The sequence below is a fragment of the Bradyrhizobium sp. Kon58 genome (assembly GCF_055807455.1).
Map to the genome: position 1 here is coordinate 210,614 of NZ_JBVVOT010000007.1, position 23,244 is coordinate 233,857.

General features: G+C 64.8%; 17 protein-coding genes, 2 tRNA genes and 1 pseudogene. 8 read left to right on the forward strand and 12 right to left on the reverse strand.

Going from position 1 to position 23,244, the window contains the following annotated elements; translation table 11 throughout:
• The first annotated feature begins 14 nt into the window (after positions 1-14).
• The 4 genes from ihpA to AC0L20_RS15440 are packed head-to-tail and all read left to right on the forward strand — an operon-like array spanning position 15 to position 6,451.
• Positions 15-1,289, forward strand: coding sequence for a divalent metal ion exporter subunit IhpA (ihpA, locus tag AC0L20_RS15425; RefSeq protein ID WP_473289365.1), 1,275 nt, complete (start codon positions 15-17; stop codon positions 1,287-1,289).
• Positions 1,286-2,275: a divalent metal ion exporter adaptor subunit IhpB gene (gene ihpB / locus AC0L20_RS15430; protein ID WP_473289367.1), complete on the forward strand. Its 990-nt coding sequence runs from the start codon at positions 1,286-1,288 to the stop codon at positions 2,273-2,275. The genes ihpA and ihpB overlap by 4 nt, the downstream gene beginning before the upstream one ends.
• The gene (locus tag AC0L20_RS15435) at positions 2,268-5,486 is read left to right on the forward strand and encodes an efflux RND transporter permease subunit (RefSeq protein ID WP_473289369.1); all 3,219 of its coding nucleotides are present in this window, start codon (positions 2,268-2,270) and stop codon (positions 5,484-5,486) included. The genes ihpB and AC0L20_RS15435 overlap by 8 nt, the downstream gene beginning before the upstream one ends.
• Before the next feature lie 2 nt (positions 5,487-5,488).
• Positions 5,489-6,451: a cation diffusion facilitator family transporter gene (locus AC0L20_RS15440; protein ID WP_473289371.1), complete on the forward strand. Its 963-nt coding sequence runs from the start codon at positions 5,489-5,491 to the stop codon at positions 6,449-6,451.
• A gap of 124 nt (positions 6,452-6,575) precedes the next feature.
• Here AC0L20_RS15440 and AC0L20_RS15445 read toward each other — a convergent pair whose 3' ends face one another.
• The 8 genes from AC0L20_RS15445 to AC0L20_RS15480 all read right to left on the reverse strand — a co-directional run bounded on the left by AC0L20_RS15445 (position 6,576) and on the right by AC0L20_RS15480 (position 15,214).
• Complete coding sequence (locus AC0L20_RS15445; protein WP_473289373.1) at positions 6,576-7,436, reverse strand: class I SAM-dependent methyltransferase; 861 nt, start codon at positions 7,434-7,436, stop codon at positions 6,576-6,578.
• 128 nt (positions 7,437-7,564) lie between these two features.
• Positions 7,565-7,641: transfer RNA gene (locus AC0L20_RS15450), tRNA-Val, on the reverse strand.
• A 63-nt stretch (positions 7,642-7,704) separates the two neighbouring features.
• On the reverse strand, positions 7,705-8,109 hold the full coding sequence (locus AC0L20_RS15455; RefSeq protein ID WP_473289375.1) for a GFA family protein: 405 nt from the start codon (positions 8,107-8,109) through the stop codon (positions 7,705-7,707).
• A gap of 87 nt (positions 8,110-8,196) precedes the next feature.
• Positions 8,197-10,620, reverse strand: coding sequence for an endopeptidase La (lon, locus tag AC0L20_RS15460; RefSeq protein WP_456764079.1), 2,424 nt, complete (start codon positions 10,618-10,620; stop codon positions 8,197-8,199).
• Positions 10,621-10,941: 321 nt separating this feature from the next.
• Positions 10,942-12,213, reverse strand: a complete 1,272-nt coding sequence (gene clpX / locus AC0L20_RS15465) for an ATP-dependent Clp protease ATP-binding subunit ClpX (RefSeq protein WP_007603503.1) — start codon at positions 12,211-12,213, stop codon at positions 10,942-10,944.
• Between the two features lie 440 nt (positions 12,214-12,653).
• Complete coding sequence (locus AC0L20_RS15470; protein ID WP_007603501.1) at positions 12,654-13,289, reverse strand: ATP-dependent Clp protease proteolytic subunit; 636 nt, start codon at positions 13,287-13,289, stop codon at positions 12,654-12,656.
• Positions 13,290-13,594: 305 nt separating this feature from the next.
• The gene (tig, locus tag AC0L20_RS15475) at positions 13,595-14,956 is read right to left on the reverse strand and encodes a trigger factor (protein ID WP_456764078.1); all 1,362 of its coding nucleotides are present in this window, start codon (positions 14,954-14,956) and stop codon (positions 13,595-13,597) included.
• Positions 14,957-15,129: 173 nt separating this feature from the next.
• Positions 15,130-15,214 (reverse strand) — tRNA-Leu (locus AC0L20_RS15480).
• Positions 15,215-15,366: 152 nt separating this feature from the next.
• Between AC0L20_RS15480 and AC0L20_RS15485 the strand changes: the two genes are divergently transcribed.
• Entirely contained in the window at positions 15,367-16,671 is a 1,305-nt protein-coding gene (locus AC0L20_RS15485; protein ID WP_473289380.1) for a multicopper oxidase family protein, read from the forward strand.
• 14 nt (positions 16,672-16,685) lie between these two features.
• Here the strand turns inward: AC0L20_RS15485 and AC0L20_RS15490 are convergent.
• Positions 16,686-17,117: pseudogene (locus tag AC0L20_RS15490) on the reverse strand (GNAT family N-acetyltransferase); the annotation flags it as partial.
• Positions 17,117-18,616, reverse strand: a complete 1,500-nt coding sequence (locus AC0L20_RS15495; RefSeq protein WP_473289382.1) for an NAD(P)H-hydrate dehydratase — start codon at positions 18,614-18,616, stop codon at positions 17,117-17,119. The gene AC0L20_RS15495 and the pseudogene AC0L20_RS15490, both read right to left, overlap by 1 nt.
• A gap of 381 nt (positions 18,617-18,997) precedes the next feature.
• Between AC0L20_RS15495 and AC0L20_RS15500 the strand changes: the two genes are divergently transcribed.
• Positions 18,998-19,336 carry a P-II family nitrogen regulator gene (locus tag AC0L20_RS15500; RefSeq protein ID WP_007603495.1) on the forward strand — a complete coding sequence of 113 codons (339 nt, stop codon included), beginning with the start codon at positions 18,998-19,000 and terminating at the stop codon, positions 19,334-19,336.
• 149 nt (positions 19,337-19,485) lie between these two features.
• A complete protein-coding gene (glnA, locus tag AC0L20_RS15505; protein WP_007603494.1) occupies positions 19,486-20,895 on the forward strand; it encodes a type I glutamate--ammonia ligase in 1,410 nt (469 codons plus the stop codon).
• Between the two features lie 156 nt (positions 20,896-21,051).
• Here glnA and AC0L20_RS15510 read toward each other — a convergent pair whose 3' ends face one another.
• Entirely contained in the window at positions 21,052-21,309 is a 258-nt protein-coding gene (locus AC0L20_RS15510) for a tautomerase family protein (protein ID WP_473289384.1), read from the reverse strand.
• A gap of 152 nt (positions 21,310-21,461) precedes the next feature.
• Between AC0L20_RS15510 and AC0L20_RS15515 the strand changes: the two genes are divergently transcribed.
• Entirely contained in the window at positions 21,462-22,439 is a 978-nt protein-coding gene (locus AC0L20_RS15515) for a GlxA family transcriptional regulator (protein WP_473289386.1), read from the forward strand.
• Positions 22,440-22,458: 19 nt separating this feature from the next.
• Here the strand turns inward: AC0L20_RS15515 and AC0L20_RS15520 are convergent, their stop codons facing one another.
• The gene (locus AC0L20_RS15520) at positions 22,459-23,232 is read right to left on the reverse strand and encodes a gamma-glutamyl-gamma-aminobutyrate hydrolase family protein (RefSeq protein WP_456764073.1); all 774 of its coding nucleotides are present in this window, start codon (positions 23,230-23,232) and stop codon (positions 22,459-22,461) included.
• Positions 23,233-23,244 lie beyond the last annotated feature (12 nt).

Sequence of the window (23,244 nt, forward strand, 5' to 3'; positions counted from 1 at the left end):
CACAGGTCGGTTTCATGTTTTGCAGGGGAATGGCCGCGCGCCTGGCGTGCGCGGCAGCATGTCTGATTGCCGGATCGGCGCTTGCGCCGTCTCACGCCCAGACTCTGACGATGCGGAGCGCGCTCTCGCGCGCGCTGGGCGCGAGCCCGCGGCTGACCGCGGCGGAGCGCGATGTCGGCATCGCCACGGGCCAGCGCATCCAGGCAGGTGCGCTTCTCAATCCGGAGCTGACCTACGAACAGGACAATTCGTTCGGGTCCGGCATCTATCGCGGCACGCGATCGGCCGAGACCACGCTCCAGATCAGCCAGGCCTTCGAGCTGTTCGGCAAGCGCGACGCGCGGATCGCCGCGGGCGTCGCCGGCATCGAAGTCGCCGCGATCCAGCGCAAGGCCGTCAGGCTGGAGGTGCTGTCGGAGACCGCGATCGCTTTCCTCAGCGTGCTCGGCGCGCAGCGGCGCATCCAGATCCTCGACGAGCAGATCACCGCCATTGACCGGCTGACGCCGCTTTTGCGCCGACGCGTCGAGGCCGGCGCCTCCTCGCCGGCCGAGACCGGCCGTGCGGAAGTGGCATCCGCCCTGGTGAAGGCCGATCGCGAGCGCTTCAAGGCGACGCTAGCCAGCGCCCGGCGCGAGCTTGCGGTCTTGATGGGCGACGCGGCACCGAAATTCGGCGAGGTCTCCGGACGGCTCGACACCATGGGACGGCCGCCGACATTCCAGTCGGTCGTCGCCGCGATCGATGCCAATCCGCAGCTGGTGCGCTGGACCGCGATCTATGCCCAGCGCAACGCCGAGCTGTTGCTGGCGCGGCTGCGGCCCTATCCCGACGTGCGGATCGCCGCCGGCTGGCGCCATTTCAACGAGACCAATGACGACGCGGCGCGCCTCACCGTCTCGGTGCCGATCCCCGTGTTCGACCAGAACCAGGGCAATATCCTCTCGGCGCAGGAAAGCCTTGCCAAGACCAAGGCCGAGCGCGAGGCCAACCGCAACACGCTGATCGTGGTCGCGGGCCGCGCCTACGACTCGCTGCAGGGCTCATTGCGCGAGCTCGCGGTGCTGCGCGAGAGCGCCATTCCCAAGGCCACCGAAGCCTCGGACGCCATCGCTCAAGGCTACGGCCAGGGCCGCTTCAGCCTGCTCGAAGTGCTCGATGCCCAGGCCAGCGTCACCCAGGCGCGGCTGCGCGAGCAGGAGGCGCTGCAGAATTTCCACGCGGGGGTGGCGACCATCGAAGGCCTCGTCGGCAATCCCTTCACGCTGGCGCGGGAGAGCGCACGATGAAGACGTCCTCCACCATCCTCGTCGCATTGTTTGCCGCCGCACTTGGCACCGCACTTGGCGCTTACGGCTATTCCCTGCTCGGCCCGGCCCGGGTCGAGCAGGCCGAACACGCCGCGGACAAGAGGCCGGAGAAGCCGAACGACCATGTCGAGCAGGACGAGCACGGCGCCGACCGCATCCGCATTTCCGACGTCAAGCTTGCAGCCGCAGGCGTGACGCTGGCGGAAGCCGCGAGCGTCACGCTGACCGACACGCTCGCCTTCAACGGCATCCTGCGCGCCAACCAGGAAGCCGTGGTGCAGGTGACGCCGCGCTTTCCCGGCGTCGCCAAATCGATCCAGAAGCGCATCGGCGACAAGGTCGGCAAGGACGATCTGCTCGCCGCGATCGAGAGCAACCAGAGCCTCACCGTCTACGAGCTCAAGGCGCCGCTTGCCGGCACCATCATCGAGCGGCAGATCTCGCTCGGCGAATACGCCTCCGAGCAGAAGCCGGCCTTCGTCGTCGCCGACCTCACCACCATCTGGGTCGATCTGTCGATCTATCGGCAGGATCTGCGGCGCGTTCGCCTCAACGACGAGGTGCTGATCGATCCAGACGACGGCCGCGGCGAGATCAAGGGCACCATCTCCTACATGGCCCCGATTGGCTCGAGCGAGACCCAGACCGCGCTGGCGCGCGTGGTGCTGCCAAATCCGGACGGACGCTTGCGTCCCGGCCTGTTCGTCACGGCACGGCTGATCCTCGCCGCACGCAACGTCGCGGTCGCGGTGCGCCGAAGCGCGATCCAGACGCTTGAGAACAGAACCATCGTGTTCGTCCGCGAGGACGGCGACAAGATCGAGGCGCGCCCCGTTGAGCTGGGCGATTCCGATCCACGCCATGTCGAGATCAGGGCCGGTCTATCGGCCGGCGAGCATTACGTCGCGGAAAACAGCTTCGTCGTGAAGGCGGAAATGGGCAAGGGCGAGGCCGAGCATGATTGAGCGCCTCATCGCGGTCTCGCTGCAGCAGCGCTGGCTGGTCCTGCTGCTCGCGCTCGGCGCCGTCGCTTTCGGCGCCTGGAATTTCCAGCGCCTGCCGATCGACGCCGTGCCTGATATCACCAACGTCCAGGTCCCGATCAACACCCGTGCCCCCGGCTATTCGCCGCTGGAAACCGAGCAGCGCATCACCTTCCCGGTGGAGACCGCCATGGGCGGCCTGCCGAAACTCGACTACACCCGCTCACTGTCGCGCTACGGCCTGAGCCAGGTGACCGTCGTCTTCAAGGACGGCACCGACATCTATTTTGCCCGCCAGCTCGTAGGCGAGCGCATCCAGCAGGCGAAGGACCAGCTTCCGGCCGGGGTCGAGGTCGCGATGGGACCAGTCTCGACCGGGCTCGGCGAAATCTTCATGTACACCGTCGAGGCCAAGGCGGGCGCGAAGACGCAAAGCGGTCACGACTATTCGCTGACCGATTTGCGCACCGTGCAGGACTGGATCATCAAGCCGCAGCTTCGCAACGTGCCGGGGGTGATCGAGGTCAACACCATCGGCGGCTTCGAGCGGCAATTCCACGTGCTCCCCGATCCCGGCAAGCTGATGGCCTACCGGCTCGGCTTTCGCGACGTCATGACGGCGCTCGCCGCCAATAATGCCAATGTCGGCGCCGGTTATATCGAGCGCAACGGCGAGCAATATCTGGTTCGCTCGCCGGGCCAAGTCGGACATGTCGGCGAACTCAGGGACATCGTCATCGGTTCGCGCGGCGGCAATCCCGTCAGGATCAGCGATATCGCGACCGTCACCGAAGGCCGCGACCTGCGCACCGGAGCCGCGACGCGCGATGGCGAGGAAACCGTGCTCGGCACCGCCATGCTGTTGATTGGCGAGAACAGCCGCACCGTGGCGCGTCGTGTCGCGGCCCGGCTCGAAGATATCGCCAAATCGCTGCCCGACGGCGTCGTGACGCGGACCGTCTATGACCGCACCGATCTGGTCGAAGCCACCATTCGCACCGTCGAGAACAATTTGGTGGAGGGCGCGGCCCTGGTCGTGGCCGTGCTGTTCCTGATCCTCGGCAACATTCGCGCCGCGCTGGTAGTGGCCTGCGTCATTCCGCTGTCGATGGCCATGACGGTCACCGGCATGGTCGAGACCAAGGTCAGTGCGAATCTGATGAGCCTGGGCGCGATCGATTTCGGCATCATCGTCGACGGCGCCGTGATCATCGTCGAGAACTGCCTGCGCATGCTGGCCGAGGCCCAGCGCGAGAAAGGCGGCCTGCTCACGATGTCCGAACGGCTGCGTGCGATCCGGCGCGGGTCGAGCGAGGTGATCAAGCCGAGCCTGTTCGGAACGCTGATCATCGCGGTGGTCTACCTGCCAGTGCTGACGCTGACCGGCGTCGAGGGCAAGATGTTCACCCCGATGGCGCTGACGGTGCTGATGGCGCTCGGTGCAGCGGTGCTGTTCTCCATCACCTTCGTGCCGGCGGCGGTCGCGATCTTCGTCACCAGCAAGGTGTCGGAACACGAAAACCTGTTCATGCGGCTGGCCAAGCGCGCCTATCTCCCCCTGCTCCGGCTGGCGATCGACCATCGCCTCAGCGTCGCAATCATGGCCGCCATCATCGTGGTCGCAAGCTGCGTTGCCGCCGCGCGCATGGGCGGTGAGTTCATTCCGAGCCTGGACGAAGGCGACGTTGCGCTGGCCTCGATCCGGATTCCCGGCACCAGCCTGACCCAGTCGCTGGACCTGCAAAAGGCGCTGGAAAAGCGCATCAAGCAGATTCCGGAGGTGAAGGAGTTCTTCACCCGCATCGGCACTGCCGAGATCGCAACCGATCCGATGTCGCCGGCGCAGACCGACGGCTACATCATGCTGAAGCCGCGCGCCGAATGGCCCGACCCGGGCAGGCCCAAGTCTGACGTGATCGAGGCCATCGACCGTGCCGCCGACGACATCCCCGGCAGCGCCTATGAAATCTCCCAGCCGATCCAATTCCGTGTCAACGAGCTGATCTCCGGCGTCCGCAGCGACGTCGGCGTCAAGATCTTCGGCGACGACCTCGACATCCTGCAAGGCGCGGCAAAACAGGTGGAGGCCGCGATCCGCGGCATCCGCGGCGCCAGCGACGTCAAGATCGAGCAGGTCTCGGGCCTGCCGATCCTCACCGTCCGCCTCGACCGCCAGGCGCTCGCCCGGTACGGGCTCAGCATCAGCGAGGTGCAGGGCATTGTCGAGATCGCGGTGGGCGGCAAGTCGGCCGGCAAGCTGTTCGAGGGCGACCGCCGCTTCGATATCGTCGTGCGCCTGCCGGAACATCTGCGCGGCAATCTCGAGGCGATCCGGGCGATCCCGATCCCGCTGCCGCCGGGTGAGGAAGCGACAATCGGTGCGCCGATCCGGACCGCACTGCCCGGCTCTCCTCTCGCCCAGATGCGCTATGTGCCGCTGTCGTCGGTCGCCACCGTCGATGCGACGCCCGGCCCGAACCAGATCAGCCGCGAGAACGGCAAACGGCGCATCGTCGTCACTGCCAATGTCCGGGCGCGTGATCTCGGCTCCTTTGTCGCCGAGGCCGAGGCAGCCGTCGCGGAGAAGGTCAAGCTGCCACCGGGCTACTGGATCGGCTGGGGCGGACAGTTCGAGCAACTGGTCTCCGCCACCAAGCGGCTGACGCTGGTGGTGCCGGTGGCGCTGCTGCTCGTGTTCCTGCTGCTGTTCATGGGCATGAGATCGGCGGCGGACGCGGCGCTCGTGTTCTCCGGCGTGCCGCTGGCGCTGACCGGCGGCGTCGCGGCGCTGCTGCTGCGCGGCATTCCCTTGTCCATCAGCGCCGGCGTCGGTTTCATCGCGCTGTCGGGCGTCGCCGTCCTCAACGGGCTCGTCATCATCGCCTTCATCGAGCGGCTGCGCAGCGAGGGGCACCCCGTCGCCGACGCCGTGCGCGAGGGCGCGCTGACACGCCTGCGTCCGGTGCTGATGACGGCGCTGGTGGCGTCGCTCGGCTTCGTGCCAATGGCCCTTGCCACCGGGGCCGGTGCCGAGGTGCAGCGGCCGCTTGCGACCGTGGTGATCGGCGGTATCATCTCCTCGACCGTGCTGACGCTGCTGGTGCTGCCGGCGCTTTACGTGCTGTTCCGCCGTGACGGGGCTGCCGAAACGCCTACAATGGCGCCTGATTTGGCAGCGTCCGGGGAGCGGTAGAGGTGGGCAGCCACGACCATCACGGTCATCATCACCATGATCATAGCCACGGCCATGATCACGATCATGGTGGCCACGCCCATGTCCATGCGCCCGCCAGTTTCGGCAAGGCATTCGCGATCGGCATTTCGCTCAACACCGCGCTGGTCGTGGCCGAGGCCGTCTACGGCTATATCGGCAACTCCACCGCCCTCCTCGCTGACGCCGGCCATAATCTTAGCGACGTGCTCGGCCTGGTCGTGGCCTGGTGCGCATCGATCGCGGCACGGCGCGCGCCCAGCGGCCGCTTCACCTATGGTCTGCGCGCCTCCACCATCCTGGCGGCGCTGGCGAACGCGGTGTTCCTGCTGGTCGCAACCGGCGCAATCGGCTGGGAAGCGTTTTTGCGTCTGCGTGAGCCGGAGCCGGTCGCCGGCATCACCGTGATGGCGGTCGCCGGCATCGGCATCCTCGTCAACGGTTTTACAGCCATGCTGTTCGCGCGCGGACGCAAGGACGACATCAACATCGAAGGCGCCTATCTGCACATGGCGGCCGACGCCGCGGTCTCGCTCGGCGTCGTCATCTCGGCGGCGCTGATCATCTGGACCGGCTGGCTCTGGCTCGATCCCGTCACCAGCCTCGTCATCTGCGCCACCATTCTCTGGAGCACCACCAGCCTGCTCCGCGGCTCCATCGACATGTCGATGGCGGCAGCGCCCAGGGGCACCGACATTGCCGCGATCAAGACCCTACTGCTGGAGCGACCCGGCGTCACTGCGATCCACGATCTCCACGTCTGGCCGATCAGCACAACGGAGACGGCGCTGACCTGCCACCTCGTCATGCCCACCGGCGCCGGCGATGCGTTCCTGATGGAAACCGCGCAGATGCTGAAGCGCTCCCACCGCATCGGTCACACCACCCTTCAGGTCGAGACCCATCCCGACAACGGCTGCGCGCTGGCGCCGGATGATGTGGTGTGAGCGGTCACGGCCCCCTCCAGGTCGTCATTGCGAGGAGCGAAGCGACGAAGCAATCCAGGCTGTCTCCGCGGAAGCCGTCTGGATTGCTTCGCTGCGCTCGCAATGACGGGGGATAGCGCGGCGCCTACGCCGCCCTCGCCGTCACGATCCAGATCGCGCCTTGCAACGCCACCGACTGTCCCTTCAGGAACGGCGTGAGCATCTCGCGGATCGAGGCTTTTGCGGCAGCATGCGTCTCCGGCGGATGGCCCTGGAGCGCGCGGCTGGCCGGGCCGATCTGGAGCGATCCCTCGACCGCGGCATCGAGCCCGCCGCCGATCGCCACATCCATCGCGAGATTGTGCGGCTCCATCGCCACATCGACGAACCCGGCCCCCTTCAGGATGCGCGTCACGCGCTCTTCGGAGGCAAAGGCGAACGGACCCGGCTCGTCCGGCCCGACCGGCGGCATCTTGGGCACGTGTTTGTAGACCGCCATCAGCGGCGCCATCATCCAGGGATTTTCCTTCGGCTCGCGCCAGCAGGCAAATGCCAGTCGCCCCGTCGGCTTCAGCGCGCGGCGAAGGTTGGTGAAAGATGCGATCGGGTCAGCGAAGAACATCACGCCGAACCGCGAGGCCAGCAGATCAAAATTCGCCGGCTCGAACGGATGCACCGTCGCATCCGCCAGCACGAAATCGAGCGGCAGGCCCTTTGGCGCAAACGCACGCGCCTGCGACAGCATCGGCTCGGAGACGTCGAGCCCGAGTGCGAAGCCATCAGGCGCGACCGCCTTCGCGAACGCGAACGTCGTCGCGCCGGAGCCGCAGCCGACATCGAGAACGCGCTCGCCCGGCTTCGGCTTGGCGCGGGCGATCAGCACATCGGCAATGCGTCCAAGCAGGCTTTCCTGCGCCGCATGGCGATCCGCCCAGCGCTGCCCGCTGGGGCCGTTCCAGTAAGCGATCTGGTCGGCGTTCTGCTCGTGTCCGCTTGGTGGTTGCATCAGGGCCTCTGTGGCTCGGTATCGCCCGCCTGCGCCTATCGGCTTCGGCGCGGCAGCCTTCGTTCGCTTCGCGCCAATAACGTGTGAGGCTGGCTCGCGGAGCCGAAGCTCGCGAAGCCAGCAAAGGCTGGTGGGCGGTGAGAGATTCGAACTCCCGACCCTCTCGGTGTAAACGAGATGCTCTAACCAGCTGAGCTAACCGCCCCTCGCCGCTTCTTTATCCCCACCTGCCCCGAGCGGGCAAGCGCGGAACGCCAATTCCAGGCCCTCAATCCCCCGGCCGGCCCGGCAGCAATGGCACCGCGTCGATCCACACCGCCGCCGACTGGCACCAGATCTGCCTGACGGGCCGCAATTTGTCGCGCTGGCGGATGCTGCCCCAGCGGATGCCCCAATCGTCCGCCTGGTCGCCCTCGCCGCTCGTGAACAGCGGGGAACCGCACTCGGCGCAGAAGTGCTGGAAGCGCATCCGACCATTGTCGCCGCGCTTGCCGTAGATCCTGGGCGTGCCGGCGGTCAGCTTGACGTCGGCCTTGGTGCAGATCGCCGTCACCCGGAACGGCGATCCAGTTAGGGTCTGGCAGTCCCGGCAGTGGCAGACTGACACCGTCTCCGGGTCGATCTCGGCTTCAAAGGTGATCTGGCCGCAATGGCATTGCCCGTCGATATGCATGGTCGTCATCCACTGCCCAAAACAAAATGCCCCCAAACAAAAACGGCGCCCGAAGGCGCCGTTTTATCATCTTTTCGAGCTGCGATCTCAGTGAGCGGTCAGGCCGCCGGCGGCTTCGTCGCCGTCCGGCTTCACCGTCACCTTGGTGTCCTCTTCCCAGACGATCGGCACCGGCTTCTTGACCAGCGCCTTGGCGACGACGTCGTCGAGGCGCGAGACCGGGATGATCTCCATGCCGCCCTTGATCGCATCGGAAATCTCCGTGAGATCCTTGGCGTTGTCCTCGGGGATCAGCACCGTCTTGATGCCGCCGCGGGCGGCAGCCAACAGCTTCTCCTTCAGGCCGCCGATCGGCAGCACGCGGCCGCGCAGCGTGATCTCGCCGGTCATCGCGACATCGTGGCGGACCGGGATGCCGGTCATGACCGAGATGATCGCGGTGGCCATCGCAACGCCCGCCGACGGACCGTCCTTCGGCGTCGCGCCTTCCGGCACGTGCACGTGGATGTCGCGCCGGTCGAACAGCGGCGGCTCGATGCCGTAGACGATCGCGCGCGAGCGGACGTAGGACGCCGCCGCCGAGATCGATTCCTTCATCACGTCACGCAGATTGCCCGTGACCGTCATCTTGCCCTTGCCGGGCATCATGACGCCTTCGATCGTCAGCAGCTCGCCGCCGACATCGGTCCAGGCCAGGCCGGTGACGATGCCGACCTGCGGCTCGCTCTCGATCTCGCCGTAGCGGTACTTCGGCACGCCGAGCAGCTCTTCCAGAGTCTTCTCGGTGACCTTGACCGACTTCTTCTTGGAGATCATCAGCTCCTTCACCGCCTTGCGGGCGAGTGTAGAGAGCTCACGCTCCAAATTGCGCACGCCCGCTTCGCGGGTGTAGCGGCGGATCAGAAGCAGCAGTGCGTCGTCGTCGATCGAGAACTCCTTGGAGTCCAAGCCGTGCTTGGACACCGCGTTCGGGATCAGGTGCTTGCGCGCGATCTCGACCTTCTCGTTCTCGGTGTAGCCCGCGATCCGGATGATCTCCATGCGGTCCATCAGCGGCCCGGGAATATTCAGCGTATTCGCAGTCGTGATGAACATCACGTTGGAGAGATCGTAGTCGACCTCGAGATAGTGGTCGTTGAAGGTCGCGTTCTGCTCGGGGTCGAGGACCTCGAGCAGCGCCGAGGACGGATCGCCGCGGAAATCGGCGCCCATCTTGTCGATCTCGTCCAGCAGGAACAGCGGATTGGACGACTTCGCCTTCCGCATCGACTGGATGATCTTGCCGGGCATCGAGCCGATATAGGTGCGGCGGTGACCGCGGATCTCGGCCTCGTCGCGCACGCCGCCGAGCGACACGCGCACGAACTCACGCCCGGTCGCCTTCGCGATCGACTTGCCGAGCGAGGTCTTGCCGACGCCGGGAGGGCCGACGAGGCACAGGATCGGGCCGGTCAGCTTGTTGGCGCGCGACTGCACGGCGAGGTACTCGACGATGCGGTCCTTGACCTTCTCAAGCCCGTAGTGATCGGCATCCAGAACCGCCTGTGCGGCCGCCAGATCTTTCTTCACCTTGGACTTCTTGTTCCACGGAATCGACAGCAGCCAATCCAGATAGTTGCGCACGACGGTCGCTTCCGCGGACATCGGCGACATCTGGCGCAGCTTCTTCAATTCATGCTGCGCCTTCTCGCGCGCTTCCTTGGAGAGCTTGGTCTTGGAGATCTTCTCTTCGAGATCGGCGAGCTCATCGCGACCGTCGTCGTCGCCGAGCTCCTTCTGGATCGCCTTCATCTGCTCGTTGAGATAGTACTCGCGCTGGGTCTTCTCCATCTGGCGCTTGACGCGCGAACGGATGCGCTTCTCGACCTGGAGCACCGAGATCTCGCTCTCCATCAGGCCCAGCACCTTCTCCAGGCGCTGCGTGACCGACAGCGTCTCCAGGATGCCCTGGCGATCCGCGATCTTGACGGCGAGATGCGAGGCGACGGTGTCGGCGAGCTTGGCGAAATCGGTGATCGCCTGCACGACGCCGACGACCTCGGCCGAGATCTTCTTGTTGAGCTTCACGTAGCTCTCGAAGTCGGACACGACCGAGCGCGCCATGGCCTCGGCCTCGACCGACTTCGCATCGGTGTCGGCGAGCGCAATCGCGGTCGCTTCGTAATAGTCGGCGCGGTCAGTGTACTTCTGCACGCGCGCCCGCTCGAGTCCTTCGACCAGCACCTTCACGGTGCCGTCGGGAAGCTTCAAGAGCTGGAGCACGCTGGCAAGCGTACCGGTCTCGTAAATGGAATCGGGTGCCGGATCATCGTCGGACGCGTTCTTCTGGGTCGCGAGCATGATCAACGCGTCGTTCTTCATCACCTCTTCGAGCGCGCGGATCGACTTCTCGCGGCCGACGAAGAGCGGAACGATCATGTGCGGGAAGACGACGATGTCGCGCAGGGGCAGCACGGGATACGCGTGCGTTTCGCCATGGACGATGGTTGGCCTGGGTTTTGGATTGGTCATGGCCTTTTCCTTTTGCTTTGCCCCCTTGCACGCAGCCCGCCATGCTCATGCGCAACCGCCACAAGGTGCCGAGGTGATCCACAAAACGGGTCGGTCCCTTTGAGATTGGACCGGCCTGCCGGATCGGAACTGAGGCGAATCTTGAAGAGAATTTTTGCTCGCCGCCGACATTAGGTGGCTATCGACCCGGGGGGTGTCAAGTCATTGAAGACGCGCGCCATCAGGCGCTTACGCACGCAAATAAGCGACGCAACACCGGCTGCGGAGATACTTTCCGCAGCCCTTGCTTGAGGAGACGATTGGAGCGTTCCAGCGCCGAAATCAGGCGCTGGCGTTCTCGACGGCGCGATCGGACCGATCGGCGTAGATGTAGAGCGGACGCGCCGTTCCTTCCACGACTTCGCGGGAAATCACGACTTCTTCCACACCTTCGAGGCCTGGCAGGTCGAACATGGTCTCGAGCAGGATCGCCTCGAGGATCGAGCGCAGTCCGCGCGCACCGGTCTTGCGCTCGATCGCCCTGCGGGCAACCGCGCCAAGCGCCTCGTCGGCGAAGGTCAGCTCGATGTTCTCCATCTCGAACAGCCGCTGGTACTGCTTCACCAGCGCGTTCTTCGGCTCGACCAGGATCTTCTTGAGCGAAGCCTCGTCCAGATCCTCCAGCGTCGCCACGACGGGCAGACGGCCGACGAATTCCGGGATCAGGCCGTACTTCAGGAGATCCTCCGGCTCGACGTGACGGAAGATTTCGCCGGTGCGGCGGTCTTCCGGCGCGAGCACCTGGGCGGCGAAACCGATCGAGGTCGAACGTCCGCGTGCCGAAATGATCTTTTCGAGGCCCGAGAACGCACCTCCGCAGATGAACAGGATGTTGGTGGTGTCCACCTGCAGGAATTCCTGCTGCGGATGCTTGCGGCCGCCCTGCGGCGGGACCGAAGCCACCGTGCCTTCCATGATCTTGAGCAGCGCCTGCTGCACGCCCTCACCCGACACGTCGCGCGTGATCGAGGGATTGTCGGACTTGCGGCTGATCTTGTCGATTTCGTCGATATAGACGATGCCGCGCTGGGCACGCTCGACGTTGTAGTCGGCGGCCTGGAGCAGCTTCAGGATGATGTTCTCGACGTCCTCGCCGACATAGCCGGCTTCGGTCAGCGTCGTCGCATCCGCCATCGTGAACGGCACGTCCAGGATGCGGGCGAGCGTCTGCGCGAGCAGCGTCTTGCCCGAGCCGGTCGGACCGATCAGCAGGATGTTCGACTTCGCAAGCTCGACGTCGTTGTGCTTGGTCTGGTGGTTGAGGCGCTTGTAGTGATTGTGCACCGCGACCGAGAGGACCTTCTTCGCATGGTTCTGGCCGATCACGTAATCGTCCAGCACCTTGCAGATTTCCTTCGGCGTCGGAATCCCGTCGCGCGACTTCACCAGCGAGGATTTGTTCTCCTCGCGAATGATGTCCATGCAGAGCTCGACGCACTCGTCGCAAATGAAGACCGTGGGACCCGCGATCAGTTTGCGAACTTCGTGCTGGCTCTTGCCGCAGAACGAGCAATACAGCGTGTTCTTGGAGTCGCTCGTGCCGACCTTACTCATTCATGTCTCCGTCCGCGGTTCGATCCCGTCCGCTCGATCGCCCTATTCCGGCACGACAGCCGGTACAGTCCTTCAAATAGAGCAAATTCCGTACCAAAAAAGACCCTACGCGTTACATGCCGTGCGAATCACGGTCACTCGATTCCCCGCGATCATAGCCGATCAGTCGTAGCGAACCATGCTGTCACCCGACTATCAAGAATTCGCTAATCGGGGGTCGCCGGCTACCCGTGACAATACCGTGATTTCCGGTCTTGGCACGGGCGAAGTGATCGAAATCACCCCGGCGTTGCTGGATTGCCACGAAAAACAAGCACGAAAGCGGAACTTTCTGCCTGTCGCAGGGCGCAAAACTGCGTTTTGCGACGCGCGCACGTGTCCTTAACGTGAACGCTCCCTGATGGCGCCGGCGAGCCCGAGGGTTCGCCGCCGCAGTAGTGCTACGGGGTCTTCGGCGCCGCGGTTTCCTCGGCGCGCTTGTCGATGACCCTGTCGACCAGGCCGAACTCCTTGGCGTCGCTCGCGGTCAGGAACTTATCGCGTTCCAACGCGTCCTCGATCGCCTTGTAGGTCTGGCCGGTGTGCTTCACGTAGATCTCGTTGAGCCGCTTCTTCAGGTTCAGGATTTCCTGGGCGTGCAGCATGATGTCGGTGGCTTGGCCCTGGAAGCCGCCGGAGGGCTGATGCACCATGATGCGCGCGTTCGGCAGCGAGAAGCGCATGTCCTTCTCGCCGGCGCAGAGCAGCAGCGAGCCCATCGAGGCGGCCTGGCCCGTGCACAGCGTCGAGACCGGCGGGCGAATGAACTGCATGGTGTCGTAGATCGCGAGGCCCGACGTCACCACGCCGCCCGGCGAGTTGATGTACATCGAGATTTCCTTCTTCGGATTTTCTGCCTCAAGGAACAACAGCTGCGCCACGATCAGCGTCGACATGCCGTCCTCGACCGGCCCGGTCAGGAAAATAATGCGCTCTTTCAGAAGGCGCGAGAAGATGTCGTAGGCGCGCTCGCCACGGTTGGTCTGCTCGACCACCATGGGCACGAGGTTCATGTAGGTTTCAACCGGATCGCGCATGAGTCACCTAGGGTTTTGAAGAGGCGGACATCGCCAGGCCCGGCTGCCAGTCGGGCTGGATCTGCCGGAAGGCCGATGGACGTCCCGTGATGCAGGAACTTGGTAGACGAACTTGGTAGAAGCGGAAGGCGTAGCGACAGATATAGCCCAATTCGCGCCTGACAAGTGCGGAGCGAATTAAGGCTTAATCCGTGTGGCAGTTGAAGCTGATTCGTACAAAGAGGCCCAGCCGGCCACCTGGCTAGCTCGACCTCTTTGCTGATCATCCTTAATGCAAGCCTATCCCAAGGGCTCGCCTAGAGCCATCAAGCGGCGGTCTTTTCCGCCTCGTCGTCCTTGTAGAGATCGTCGCGCGAAACCTTCTTTTCGGTCACGTTGGCGAGCTCGAGGATAAAGTCGACGACCTTGTCCTCATAGATCGGTGCACGAAGCTGGGCCAACGCTTGGGCGTTGCTGCGGTAATAGTCCCAGACCTCCTTCTCGCGGCCCGGCATCGAGCGCGCCCGCTCGATGACGGCGCGGCCGACCTCGTCGTCGGTCACGGAGATCTTGTTCTTCTCGCCGATCTCGGAGAGCACGAGGCCGAGCCGCACGCGGCGGTCGGCGATCTTGCGGTACTCTTCCTTGGCGGCCTCTTCGGTCGTGTCCTCGTCGGCGAAGGTCTTGCCGGCGGAGTCCATCTCGGCCTTCACCGAGTTCCACATCAAATTGAACTCCTCGTCCACCAGCGAAGGCGGAGCCTCGAAGCGATGGGCCTCGTCGAGGCGGTCGAGCAGCGCGCGCTTGACGCGCTGGCGCGTCGCGGTCGCGAACTCGGCGACCAGCCGCTCGCGTGCCGCTTCCTTCAGCTTGTCCAGCGATTCGAGGCCGAGCGTCTTTGCGAACTCGTCGTCGATCGCGAGATCCTGCGGCGCCTCGATCAGCGTTGCGGTGGTCTCGAACTCTGCCGGCTGGCCGGCGAGCTTGTCGTTCATGTAGTTCTTGGGGAATGCTACCTTCAGCGTGCGGGTCTCGTCGGTGGCGATGCCGGTGAGCTGCTCTTCGAAGCCGGGGATGAAGGTGTTGGATCCGATCACGACCTGGATGCCCTCGCCGGCGCCGCCCTCGAAGGGCTCGCCGTTGATGGTGCCCTTGAAGGCGACGGTGACGCGATCGCCCGACTCGGCCTTGGCGCCCTCGCCCTTCGCGGCATAGCCACGGTTCGAATCGGCGATGCGCTTGATCGCCTCGTCGACGTCGGCGTCGGTGACTTCGGCGACGGGCTTCTCGACTTCGAAGGTCTTGAAGTCGGCGAGCGCGATCGACGGCACCACTTCGATCGCAACCGTGTAGGTCAGATCGGTTTTGCCGTTGAGCAGCTCTTCGACCTCGGCCTGCTCGGTCGGCATGGTGATCTTCGGTTCGGTCGCCAAGCGGAAGCCGCGCTCGGAGAACAGCTGCGTGTTGGTGTCGCGGATGGTCTGGTCGATGGTCTCGGCCATCACCGAGCGGCCATAGACCTTCTTGAGGTGCGTGACCGGCACCTTGCCGGGACGGAAGCCGTTGATTTTGACCTTGTCCTTGAGGTCGACGAGCTTGGCACCGGCCTTGGCGTCGAGATCAGACGCGGGAACGCTGATCTTGAACTCGCGCTTCAAACCTTCCGAGAGGGTTTCTGTGACCTGCATGGTGTCCAATCTTCTTCTCGTTCGGTCCCGGCGCGCATGCGTCGGGACGCTGTCATTAATCGATCCGGCGCGAGGCGAACGCCTCAACGCCGGTGGTTCATCGGACCGGCTTCCGGCGGACAAACATCCGCGCAGGAGCAGATCGCGTAATCCGTGCAAACGCTGAAAGCGCTTGGTGCGGGCGGAGGGACTCGAACCCCCACAACTTTCGTCACTGGAACCTAAATCCAGCGCGTCTACCAGTTCCGCCACGCCCGCGTAGATTTGCATCAAGACCGGCCGCGATGCCGCGGGCGGCGGGCTTATAGCATGTGCCCGCCTGTTCGCAGCAAAAAAATGGCCCGATAGAGGCAGGCTTCACCTAGGCACGACGGCTGGACTTATCCAGCACGGCGTGGTCCGGATCGGCCATGAAAACGCGGATCTTCGACCCGACGAGGCGCGAGGTTTTAGCCGGACTTGGAGCCTCGGCAGCCGGGCTGATGGGGGGCGGCGCAAGCCCGCTCGTGACCGCCCAGCTCGCGCTTCAGGCAAGGCCGGCAACGCTGGCTCTGAGGCCGGATCAGCCGGCTACCCCCGTCTGGGAGCTGGCCGCCGTCAGCCACCTGGGGGATGTCCGTCTCAAGCGGGGCGACCGCTGCGAGGTCGTCTTCCGCAACGACCTGCCTGTCCCGCTTGCACCAGTCTGGTACGGCCTCAATGGCCCGGCCGCGGTCGACCCGCTTCGGGGACGCGCCCCGACGGCACCGGATGCGACGGAAACATCAATCATTTCAGTGCCAAACGCGGGAACTCTGCTCGCCGACTTCCGGCTGTTCGAGGACGGCCTGAAGCAGCCCGCGCGCCCGCTTCCGATCATCGCCGCCGAGACCGACCCGGTCGGCGTCGATCGTGACGTGGTCATCTTGATCGAGGAATGGCGGCTGCGGCAGGACGGAACCGCGGTTCCGCCAGGCTGGGACCCGAAGGACACCACGCCGCTCTACACAATTAACGGGCAGACTTCATTCGAACTCTCAGCGATGGGTAATCAGCGGCTGCGGCTGCGCATTATCAACGGCTCGCAACGCACTGTCCTGGCAATCAAATTGGAGAGCTACGAGCTACGGGTGATGGCCTTGGACGGTCAGCCAGCCGAGCCGTTCCCGGCGCGCAACGGCGCCTTGGTGCTGGCCCCCGGCGGGCGCGCCGACGCGTTTGTGGATACTGCCAAATCGGCCCCATTCCTCCTGCATGACGGCAAAGAGGCGCGCCAGATCGGGAGCCTCGCAATCACCGGCCGGTTAGAGCGGCGTGTGCCGCTGTTCGATCCACAGCCCCTCCCTTCGAACGACCTGCCCGAGAAGCTCGATCTGAAAGGCGCCCTGCGGTTCGATGTCGCGCTCGGGGCAGCCGACGCCGGGTGGGCACGGCCCGCAAATTTCGCGACGTCCTCCGCCCCCGCTTTTCGCACCAAGGCCGGCCGCACCGTCGTGTTGGCACTCAAGAACCCCGTCCCCCTCGCCACCGTCTTCCATCTCCACGGCCACCATTTCCGCCTGCTCGACAAGCTCGACGACGGCTGGAAGCCCTATTGGCTCGACACGCTCGCGATCGAACCCGGCCAGACCCAGCGCATCGCGTTCGCTGCGGCCTCCCCCGGGCGGTGGCTGATCGAATCCGTCGTCACCGATTGGGCCGCGCCGCGGCTCGTGCGTTGGTACGCGGTGGAGTGAAGCTGTCGGCCTGGACGCATCCAAAGATAGCGAGCGTCCGGTTCTTTCTCCTCGTTTCGGGTCCCGTTGGTCTGCTCGACCAACGTAAACCCGCGCGGTTCATAGAAGCGCCTTGCGCGCGCATTGCGCTGAAAGGTCCAGAGCTCCAGCCGTTCGCTGGCTTGCTTGGCGACATCGAGCAGTTCGGTGCCGACGCCGCGGCCTTGCACAGCAGGAAGCACGTAAAGCTGCTCGATCCAGCCGTCACGGAAAGCGATGATCCCGCTCAGTACATCGGCATCGAAGCGTCCCCACACGCGGCACGTCGCGAAGACACGCTCGCGGTAGAACCAGCGGTCCTCGTCCCGCGTATGCAGCCCAGCGAGCCAGGGCATCGCATGGTCGAATGCAGCCCGGTGAACCTGCGCCGCCGCGCCCATATCGGTGAGCGCGAGCTGCCTGAGCATTAGTACTCGATCCCCAGCGCACCATAGATCCGCCGGTGCACGGCCGGCAGCGTCTCGGTGAGATCCTCCGCGATCAGGCCCGGCCCCGCCTCGCTCGCCGCTTCGCCATGCATCCACACCGCGATGCTGGCGGCTTCGAATGCCGGGACGCCTTGCGCAAGGAGGCCTGCGATGATGCCGGCGAGCACGTCGCCGGCGCCCGCGGTGGCGAGCCAGGGCGGTGCGTTGGCGGCGATGGTGGCGCGGCCGTCGGGCGCGGCGATCGTGGTGTCCGGGCCCTTCAGCAGCACGACGGCGCCGGAGCGCTCGGCGGCGGCGCGCACGCGCTCGACCTTCGAGCGCCCCGGATGTTTATTGCTGAGGTCGGAGAACAGCCGCGGGAACTCGCCCTCGTGCGGCGTCAGCACCACCGCCTTGTCCTGCGACGTCTTGATCGATTCGAACAGGCGCTCGGGATTGGCGGCAAAGCTCGTCAGCGCATCCGCGTCCAGCACCAGATGCCGCTGGGCATTAAGCGCCGTGTGGACGAGATCGCAGGTGCGCTCGCCGACACCCGCGCCGGGACCGATGATGCAGGTGTTGTAACGCTTGTCGCCGAGCAGCTCGCCGAACTCGATGGCGGTATCGACGGGGCGAACCATCACCGCAGTGAGCGCGGCGGCATTGATCGCGAGCGCATCGCGCGGCGTTGCCAGAGTCACGAGGCCCGCACCTGCCCGCAGCGCCCCGCGCGCGGCGAGCCGCGCGGCACCGGTCGCCGCCGCATCGCCCGAGACCGCCAGCACATGGCCGCGCGCGTATTTGTGGCCGTCGATGCGCGGCACCGGAAAGGCCGCGCCCCAGAAGTCCGGATCGTTCTCGAATATTTGCGGCGCGATCTCGTCCAGCACCTGCGCCTCGATGCCGATGTCGGCGACCCGGACATGGCCGCAATGCATGCGCCCCGGCAGCAGCAGATGCGCCGGCTTCTTGCGGAAGAAGGTGACGGTCTCGGTGGCGTTCACCGCCACGCCCAGCACGGCCGCGCTGGTGCCGTTGATGCCGCTCGGCAGGTCGACCGCGAGCACCGGCGTACCATTGGCGTTGATCGCCTCGATCATCGCACGCGCCTCGCTGTCGACGGGACGGCTTAGGCCCGCGCCGAACAGCGCATCGACGATCAGCGCCGGTCGCCCGATCGCCTGCGGGTTGAACGGAAGCACCGGGTGCTTCCAGCCCCGCGCGGCCGAGGCCGCATCGCCCTGAAGCTGGTCGCGCTCGCACATCAGGATCACCGAGACCTCGCGGCCTTGCGCGGCGAGCTCGGCGGCTGCGACAAAACCGTCCCCGCCGTTGTTGCCGGGGCCGGCCACGATCAGGATTGGCCCCTCCTCCACCAGCGCGTGGGCGGCCTCGGCGACCGCCTGGCCGGCACTGAGCATCAGCTTGAAGCCGGGGGTGCCTGCCGCAATGCTGAGCTGGTCGGCGCGCTGCATTTCGGCGTTGGTCAGAACTTCCATGCCACTTCCCTGTCCAAAAGCCTTCTCAACAGGCACGTTCCGCGCCGGCCCATGCAACGGAACAACGATCTGCACAGATATTGAACCGTTTGCCTATTTCGTAGTCTGCGGTATTTTGTGCGGGTCGGCGCCACCTATCAGAGCTGCGCGTTAAAAGGCTGATAACGCTCCAATAATCAGGGCATTTGCAACTTGGCATAGACCCTGCTTTCGCGGAAGTCGCTTCGGTTCGTCGTGCTCACTGGCATTTATCAGGGTGTGGCCGGCCGTTGTTGCCGGACTGGTCAGGGATCCCGGCATAGCGAAGACAAGATCGTGCGTCATGAAAAGCGCATCCTGACGAAGACGTTGCTATTTGTTCGAAAGGCCGGGAGGCGCGCAGTGAAGAAAATCGAAGCCATCATCAAGCCATTCAAGCTCGACGAGGTGAAGGAAGCGCTTCAGGAAGTCGGCCTTCAGGGCATCACCGTCACCGAAGCCAAGGGCTTCGGCCGGCAGAAGGGTCACGCCGAGCTGTACCGCGGCGCAGAATACATCGTCGACTTCCTGCCCAAGGTGAAGATCGAGATCGTGATCGGCGACGATCTGGTCGAGCGCGCCATCGACGCGATCCGCCGCGCCGCGCAAACCGGGCGCATCGGGGACGGCAAGATCTTCGTCTCCAACATCGAAGAGGCGATCCGCATCCGAACCGGCGAATCCGGGCTGGACGCTATCTGAGCCGGGTGCTATCCCGCATTTTGCGACATTCTGACAAGAAATAGGCTGCTTCGGCGGCCTCGTTTTGTTTGTGCCTCGCGCGCCTCAAGAAGCGTGAACACGGTCGCTCGAAGTTTGGAAACCGACCCGCAGAGCCAAAAGGGGTATGCATGAAGACCGCCAAAGACGTCCTGAAATCGATCAAGGACAACGACGTCAAATACGTCGACCTGCGCTTCACCGATCCGCGCGGCAAGTGGCAGCACGTCACCTTCGACATCAGCATGATCGATGAGGACATTTTCGCCGAAGGAACGATGTTCGACGGCTCCTCGATTGCCGGCTGGAAGGCGATCAACGAGTCCGACATGTGCCTGATGCCCGATCCGGTGACCGCGACGATCGATCCGTTCTTCGCCGAGACCACCATGGTCATCACCTGCGACGTGCTCGAGCCGACCACCGGCGAGCCCTACAACCGCGACCCCCGCGGCATCGCCAAGAAGGCCGAGGCGATGGTGAAGTCGATGGGCGTTGGCGACACCGTGTTCGTCGGCCCCGAAGCCGAGTTCTTCGTATTCGACGACGTGCGCTTCTCCGCCAATCCCTACAGCACCGGCTTCCGTCTCGACTCTTCCGAGCTGCCGACCAACTCCGACACCGAATATGAAGGCGGCAATCTCGGCCATCGTGTCCGTACCAAGGGCGGCTACTTCCCGGTGCCGCCGCAGGATTCCGTACAGGACATGCGCTCGGAGATGCTCGGCGCCATGGCCAAGATGGGCGTGAAGGTCGAGAAGCACCATCACGAAGTCGCCTCCGCCCAGCACGAGCTCGGCATGAAGTTCGACACGCTGACCTTGATGGCCGACCACATGCAGATCTACAAATACTGCATCCACCAGGTCGCGCACATCTACGGCAAGACCGCCACCTTCATGCCGAAGCCGGTGTTCGGCGACAACGGCTCGGGCATGCACGTGCACCAGTCGATCTGGAAGGACGGCAAGCCGGTGTTCGCCGGCAACAAATACGCCGACCTCTCGGAGACCTGCCTCCACTACATCGGCGGCATCATCAAGCACGCCAAGGCGATCAACGCCTTCACCAACCCGTCGACCAACTCCTACAAGCGTCTGGTCCCGGGCTACGAGGCTCCCGTGCTGCTCGCCTATTCCGCGCGCAACCGCTCGGCTTCCTGCCGCATCCCCTACACTGCTTCGCCGAAGGCCAAGCGCGTCGAGGTGCGTTTCCCCGATCCGCTCGCCAATCCCTATCTCGGCTTCGCCGCGATGCTGATGGCGGGCCTCGACGGCATCAAGAACAAGATCGATCCGGGTCCGGCGATGGACAAGGACCTCTACGATCTGCCGAAGGAAGAGCTGAAGCAGATCCCGACGGTGTGCGGCAGCTTGCGCGAGGCGCTGGAAAACCTCGACAAGGATCGCGGCTTCCTGAAGAACGGCGGCGTGTTCGACGACGACTTCATCGACGCTTATATCGAGCTGAAGATGACCGAAGTCGCCCGCTTCGAAATGACCCCGCACCCGGTCGAGTTCGAGATGTACTATTCGGGCTAAGCCGCCGGAAATTCCTGCGACAAGCAAAAGGCGCTCCCGAAAGGTGGCGCCTTTTCGTATTGGGGAAACGTAGGATGAGTAGAGCCCTTGCGAAACCCATCATCTCGGAACTTGCGAGGGCGATGAGTTTCGCTGCGCTCTACCCATCCTACCGCTCTACGTCTTCGCGATCCGCACCCCATCCGTCCCGATCGCGCCGAACGTGCCGGCGATGATCTCGCTCGTCGGCTGCATGCCGCCGAGCGACCAATGCGAGGGCTCCTGCTCCTCGATCCTGACCCAGACGTTGCGGCGGAATTCCGGGTTGCCCTGCCCTTCGACCTCGACCAGGAGGTCGGTGACGCGCTCGAGTAGTGCTTTTTTCTGCGCGACATCCAGGATGCCGCGAACGGTGGAAATGGTAACGTAAGGCATGTCTCTCTCCAATATGTCGTGTGACGACGGTTGAGAGATTGAACCTGGCCTGCCGGAGACGGCAGTGGCGGATAAGACAGAGATCGGGCAATTTCCGCCATGGCGCCGGCGCGCCGATCGGGTAGGATTGCCGCGTTCTGTCTGGAGGTCCCATGAAGCTCGCAATACTGGCGCTGGAAGGCTGCATGCATTCGGCGATCTCGGGCGTCGCCGACATCCTGTCGCTCGCCAACCACGTCATGCAGCAGAGCGGCGCCAAACCCGACTTCGCCTGGCAGACGCTTTCGCTCGACGGCAAGGCCGTGCGGTCCGGCGGGGGCCAGATGGTCGCGGTCGACGACGCCATTGGAAGACGCGGTCGCTTTGACGCGATCCTCGTCCCAGGCAACCTCGTCGATCACGTCACGGCCGAGCGCCTGCAGCCGCAATATGCCCGGGCCGGCGCCTGGCTGCGGCAGCAGCACGCGAACGGACGGCTGATCGGCGCGTTCTGCAGTGGCGTGTTCCTCCTGGCCGGCGCCGGCCTGCTCGACAACCGCCGCGCCACCATCACCTGGTGGCTGCAAAGCGAGCTGCGGCAGCGTCATCCCGCCATCGACCTCGCTGCCGACGCCGTCATCACCAGCGCCGACCGCATCGTCTGCGCGGCCGGACCGATGTCGTGGGTCGACCTCCTGCTCAGGCTGATCGAGATGGTCGACGGCAAGGAGATCGCAAAACTATGCGCGGACTACGTCGTCATCGACACCGCGCAGCGCACCCAGTCGATCTTCATGCCGGTCGGCTATTTGCTCTCGCAGGACCCGCTGCTGACCCAGGCGGACCTGCTGGTGCGACGCACCGGAAAGCGTCCGATGACCGTCAAACGTCTTGCCGATGCGCTCGGCCTCAGCGAGCGCACGCTGAACCGGAAGTTTCAGGAGCTCACCCGCGAGCCGCCGCAGGCCTTCATCATGCGTCGCCGCGTCGAGCACGCCCGCACGCTGCTGGAGACGACGATGCAGCCGGTCAAGACCATCGCGAGATCGGCCGGCTACGAGGACGAGAGCAGCTTTCGCAAGGCGTTCCGCAAGCTCACCCTGATGTCGCCGCAGGCCTATCGCGCGCGACGGATGGAGCGCGCGGCGTAGCAGGCCGGAACGCTCGCAGCTACGCCGCCGCGCGCTGCTTCGCCACCATGGCCTGACCGAACGCCTCGAACAGTTTTCGGTTGATCGGATTGTGCTGCGGATCGTACTCGGCATGCCATTGCACCCCGAGCGCAAAGGCCTTGGCTTCCGCGATGCGGATTGCCTCGATGGTGCCGTCCTCGGCAATGCCCTCAATGAGCACGCGCTTGCCGGGATCGAGGATGCCCTGGCCGTGCAGCGAATTGACCCTGATCTTGTCACAGCCGAGCAATTCTGCGAATGCGCCGCCCGGCGTCAGATCGACGTCGTGACGATCGGCGAACACCACTGTCGGATCGGGATGGATCTCACCGTTCTCGAGCCTCGGCATGCGATGGTTCATGCGGCCGGGGATTTCGCGGATCTCGGGATGCAGCGAGCCGCCGAAGGCGACGTTCATCTCCTGGAGGCCCCGGCAGATGCCGAACAGCGGGATACCGCGGGCAACGCAGGCGACCGAGAGCGCCAGCGCCACCTCGTCGCGGTGGATGTCGTAGGGCTCGTGCGCCTCACAGGGATCGACGTTGAAACGGGTCGGGTGCACGTTGGCCCGGGCGCCGGTGAGCACGATGCCGTCGACGGTATCGAGCAGCGCGCCGATATCGGTGATGTCGGGCGAGCCCGCGAACATCACCGGCAGGCCACCGGAAACCTCGGCCACGGCGCGCAGATTACGCTCGCCGACCATCTGGACCTGAAATCGATTTTCAACGCGATGGGCGTTCCCGATCACGCCGACGACCGGCTTTCTCATCTCCCGTTCAGA

Excerpts from the sequence above, each read along its gene's own strand:
- ihpA (WP_473289365.1), top strand. The coding sequence starts at position 15 with ATGTTTTGCAGGGGAATGGCCGCGCGCCTGGCGTGCGCGGCAGCATGT.
- ihpB (WP_473289367.1), top strand. The coding sequence starts at position 1,286 with ATGAAGACGTCCTCCACCATCCTCGTCGCATTGTTTGCCGCCGCACTT.
- AC0L20_RS15435 (WP_473289369.1), top strand. The coding sequence starts at position 2,268 with ATGATTGAGCGCCTCATCGCGGTCTCGCTGCAGCAGCGCTGGCTGGTC.
- AC0L20_RS15445 (WP_473289373.1), bottom strand. The coding sequence starts at position 7,436 with ATGCAACCACCAAGCGGACACGAGCAGAACGCCGACCAGATCGCTTAC.
- AC0L20_RS15455 (WP_473289375.1), bottom strand. The coding sequence starts at position 8,109 with ATGCATATCGACGGGCAATGCCATTGCGGCCAGATCACCTTTGAAGCC.
- lon (WP_456764079.1), bottom strand. The coding sequence starts at position 10,620 with ATGACCAATCCAAAACCCAGGCCAACCATCGTCCATGGCGAAACGCAC.
- clpX (WP_007603503.1), bottom strand. The coding sequence starts at position 12,213 with ATGAGTAAGGTCGGCACGAGCGACTCCAAGAACACGCTGTATTGCTCG.
- AC0L20_RS15470 (WP_007603501.1), bottom strand. The coding sequence starts at position 13,289 with ATGCGCGATCCGGTTGAAACCTACATGAACCTCGTGCCCATGGTGGTC.
- tig (WP_456764078.1), bottom strand. The coding sequence starts at position 14,956 with ATGCAGGTCACAGAAACCCTCTCGGAAGGTTTGAAGCGCGAGTTCAAG.
- AC0L20_RS15485 (WP_473289380.1), top strand. The coding sequence starts at position 15,367 with ATGAAAACGCGGATCTTCGACCCGACGAGGCGCGAGGTTTTAGCCGGA.
- AC0L20_RS15495 (WP_473289382.1), bottom strand. The coding sequence starts at position 18,616 with ATGGAAGTTCTGACCAACGCCGAAATGCAGCGCGCCGACCAGCTCAGC.
- glnA (WP_007603494.1), top strand. The coding sequence starts at position 19,486 with ATGAAGACCGCCAAAGACGTCCTGAAATCGATCAAGGACAACGACGTC.
- AC0L20_RS15510 (WP_473289384.1), bottom strand. The coding sequence starts at position 21,309 with ATGCCTTACGTTACCATTTCCACCGTTCGCGGCATCCTGGATGTCGCG.
- AC0L20_RS15515 (WP_473289386.1), top strand. The coding sequence starts at position 21,462 with ATGAAGCTCGCAATACTGGCGCTGGAAGGCTGCATGCATTCGGCGATC.
- AC0L20_RS15520 (WP_456764073.1), bottom strand. The coding sequence starts at position 23,232 with ATGAGAAAGCCGGTCGTCGGCGTGATCGGGAACGCCCATCGCGTTGAA.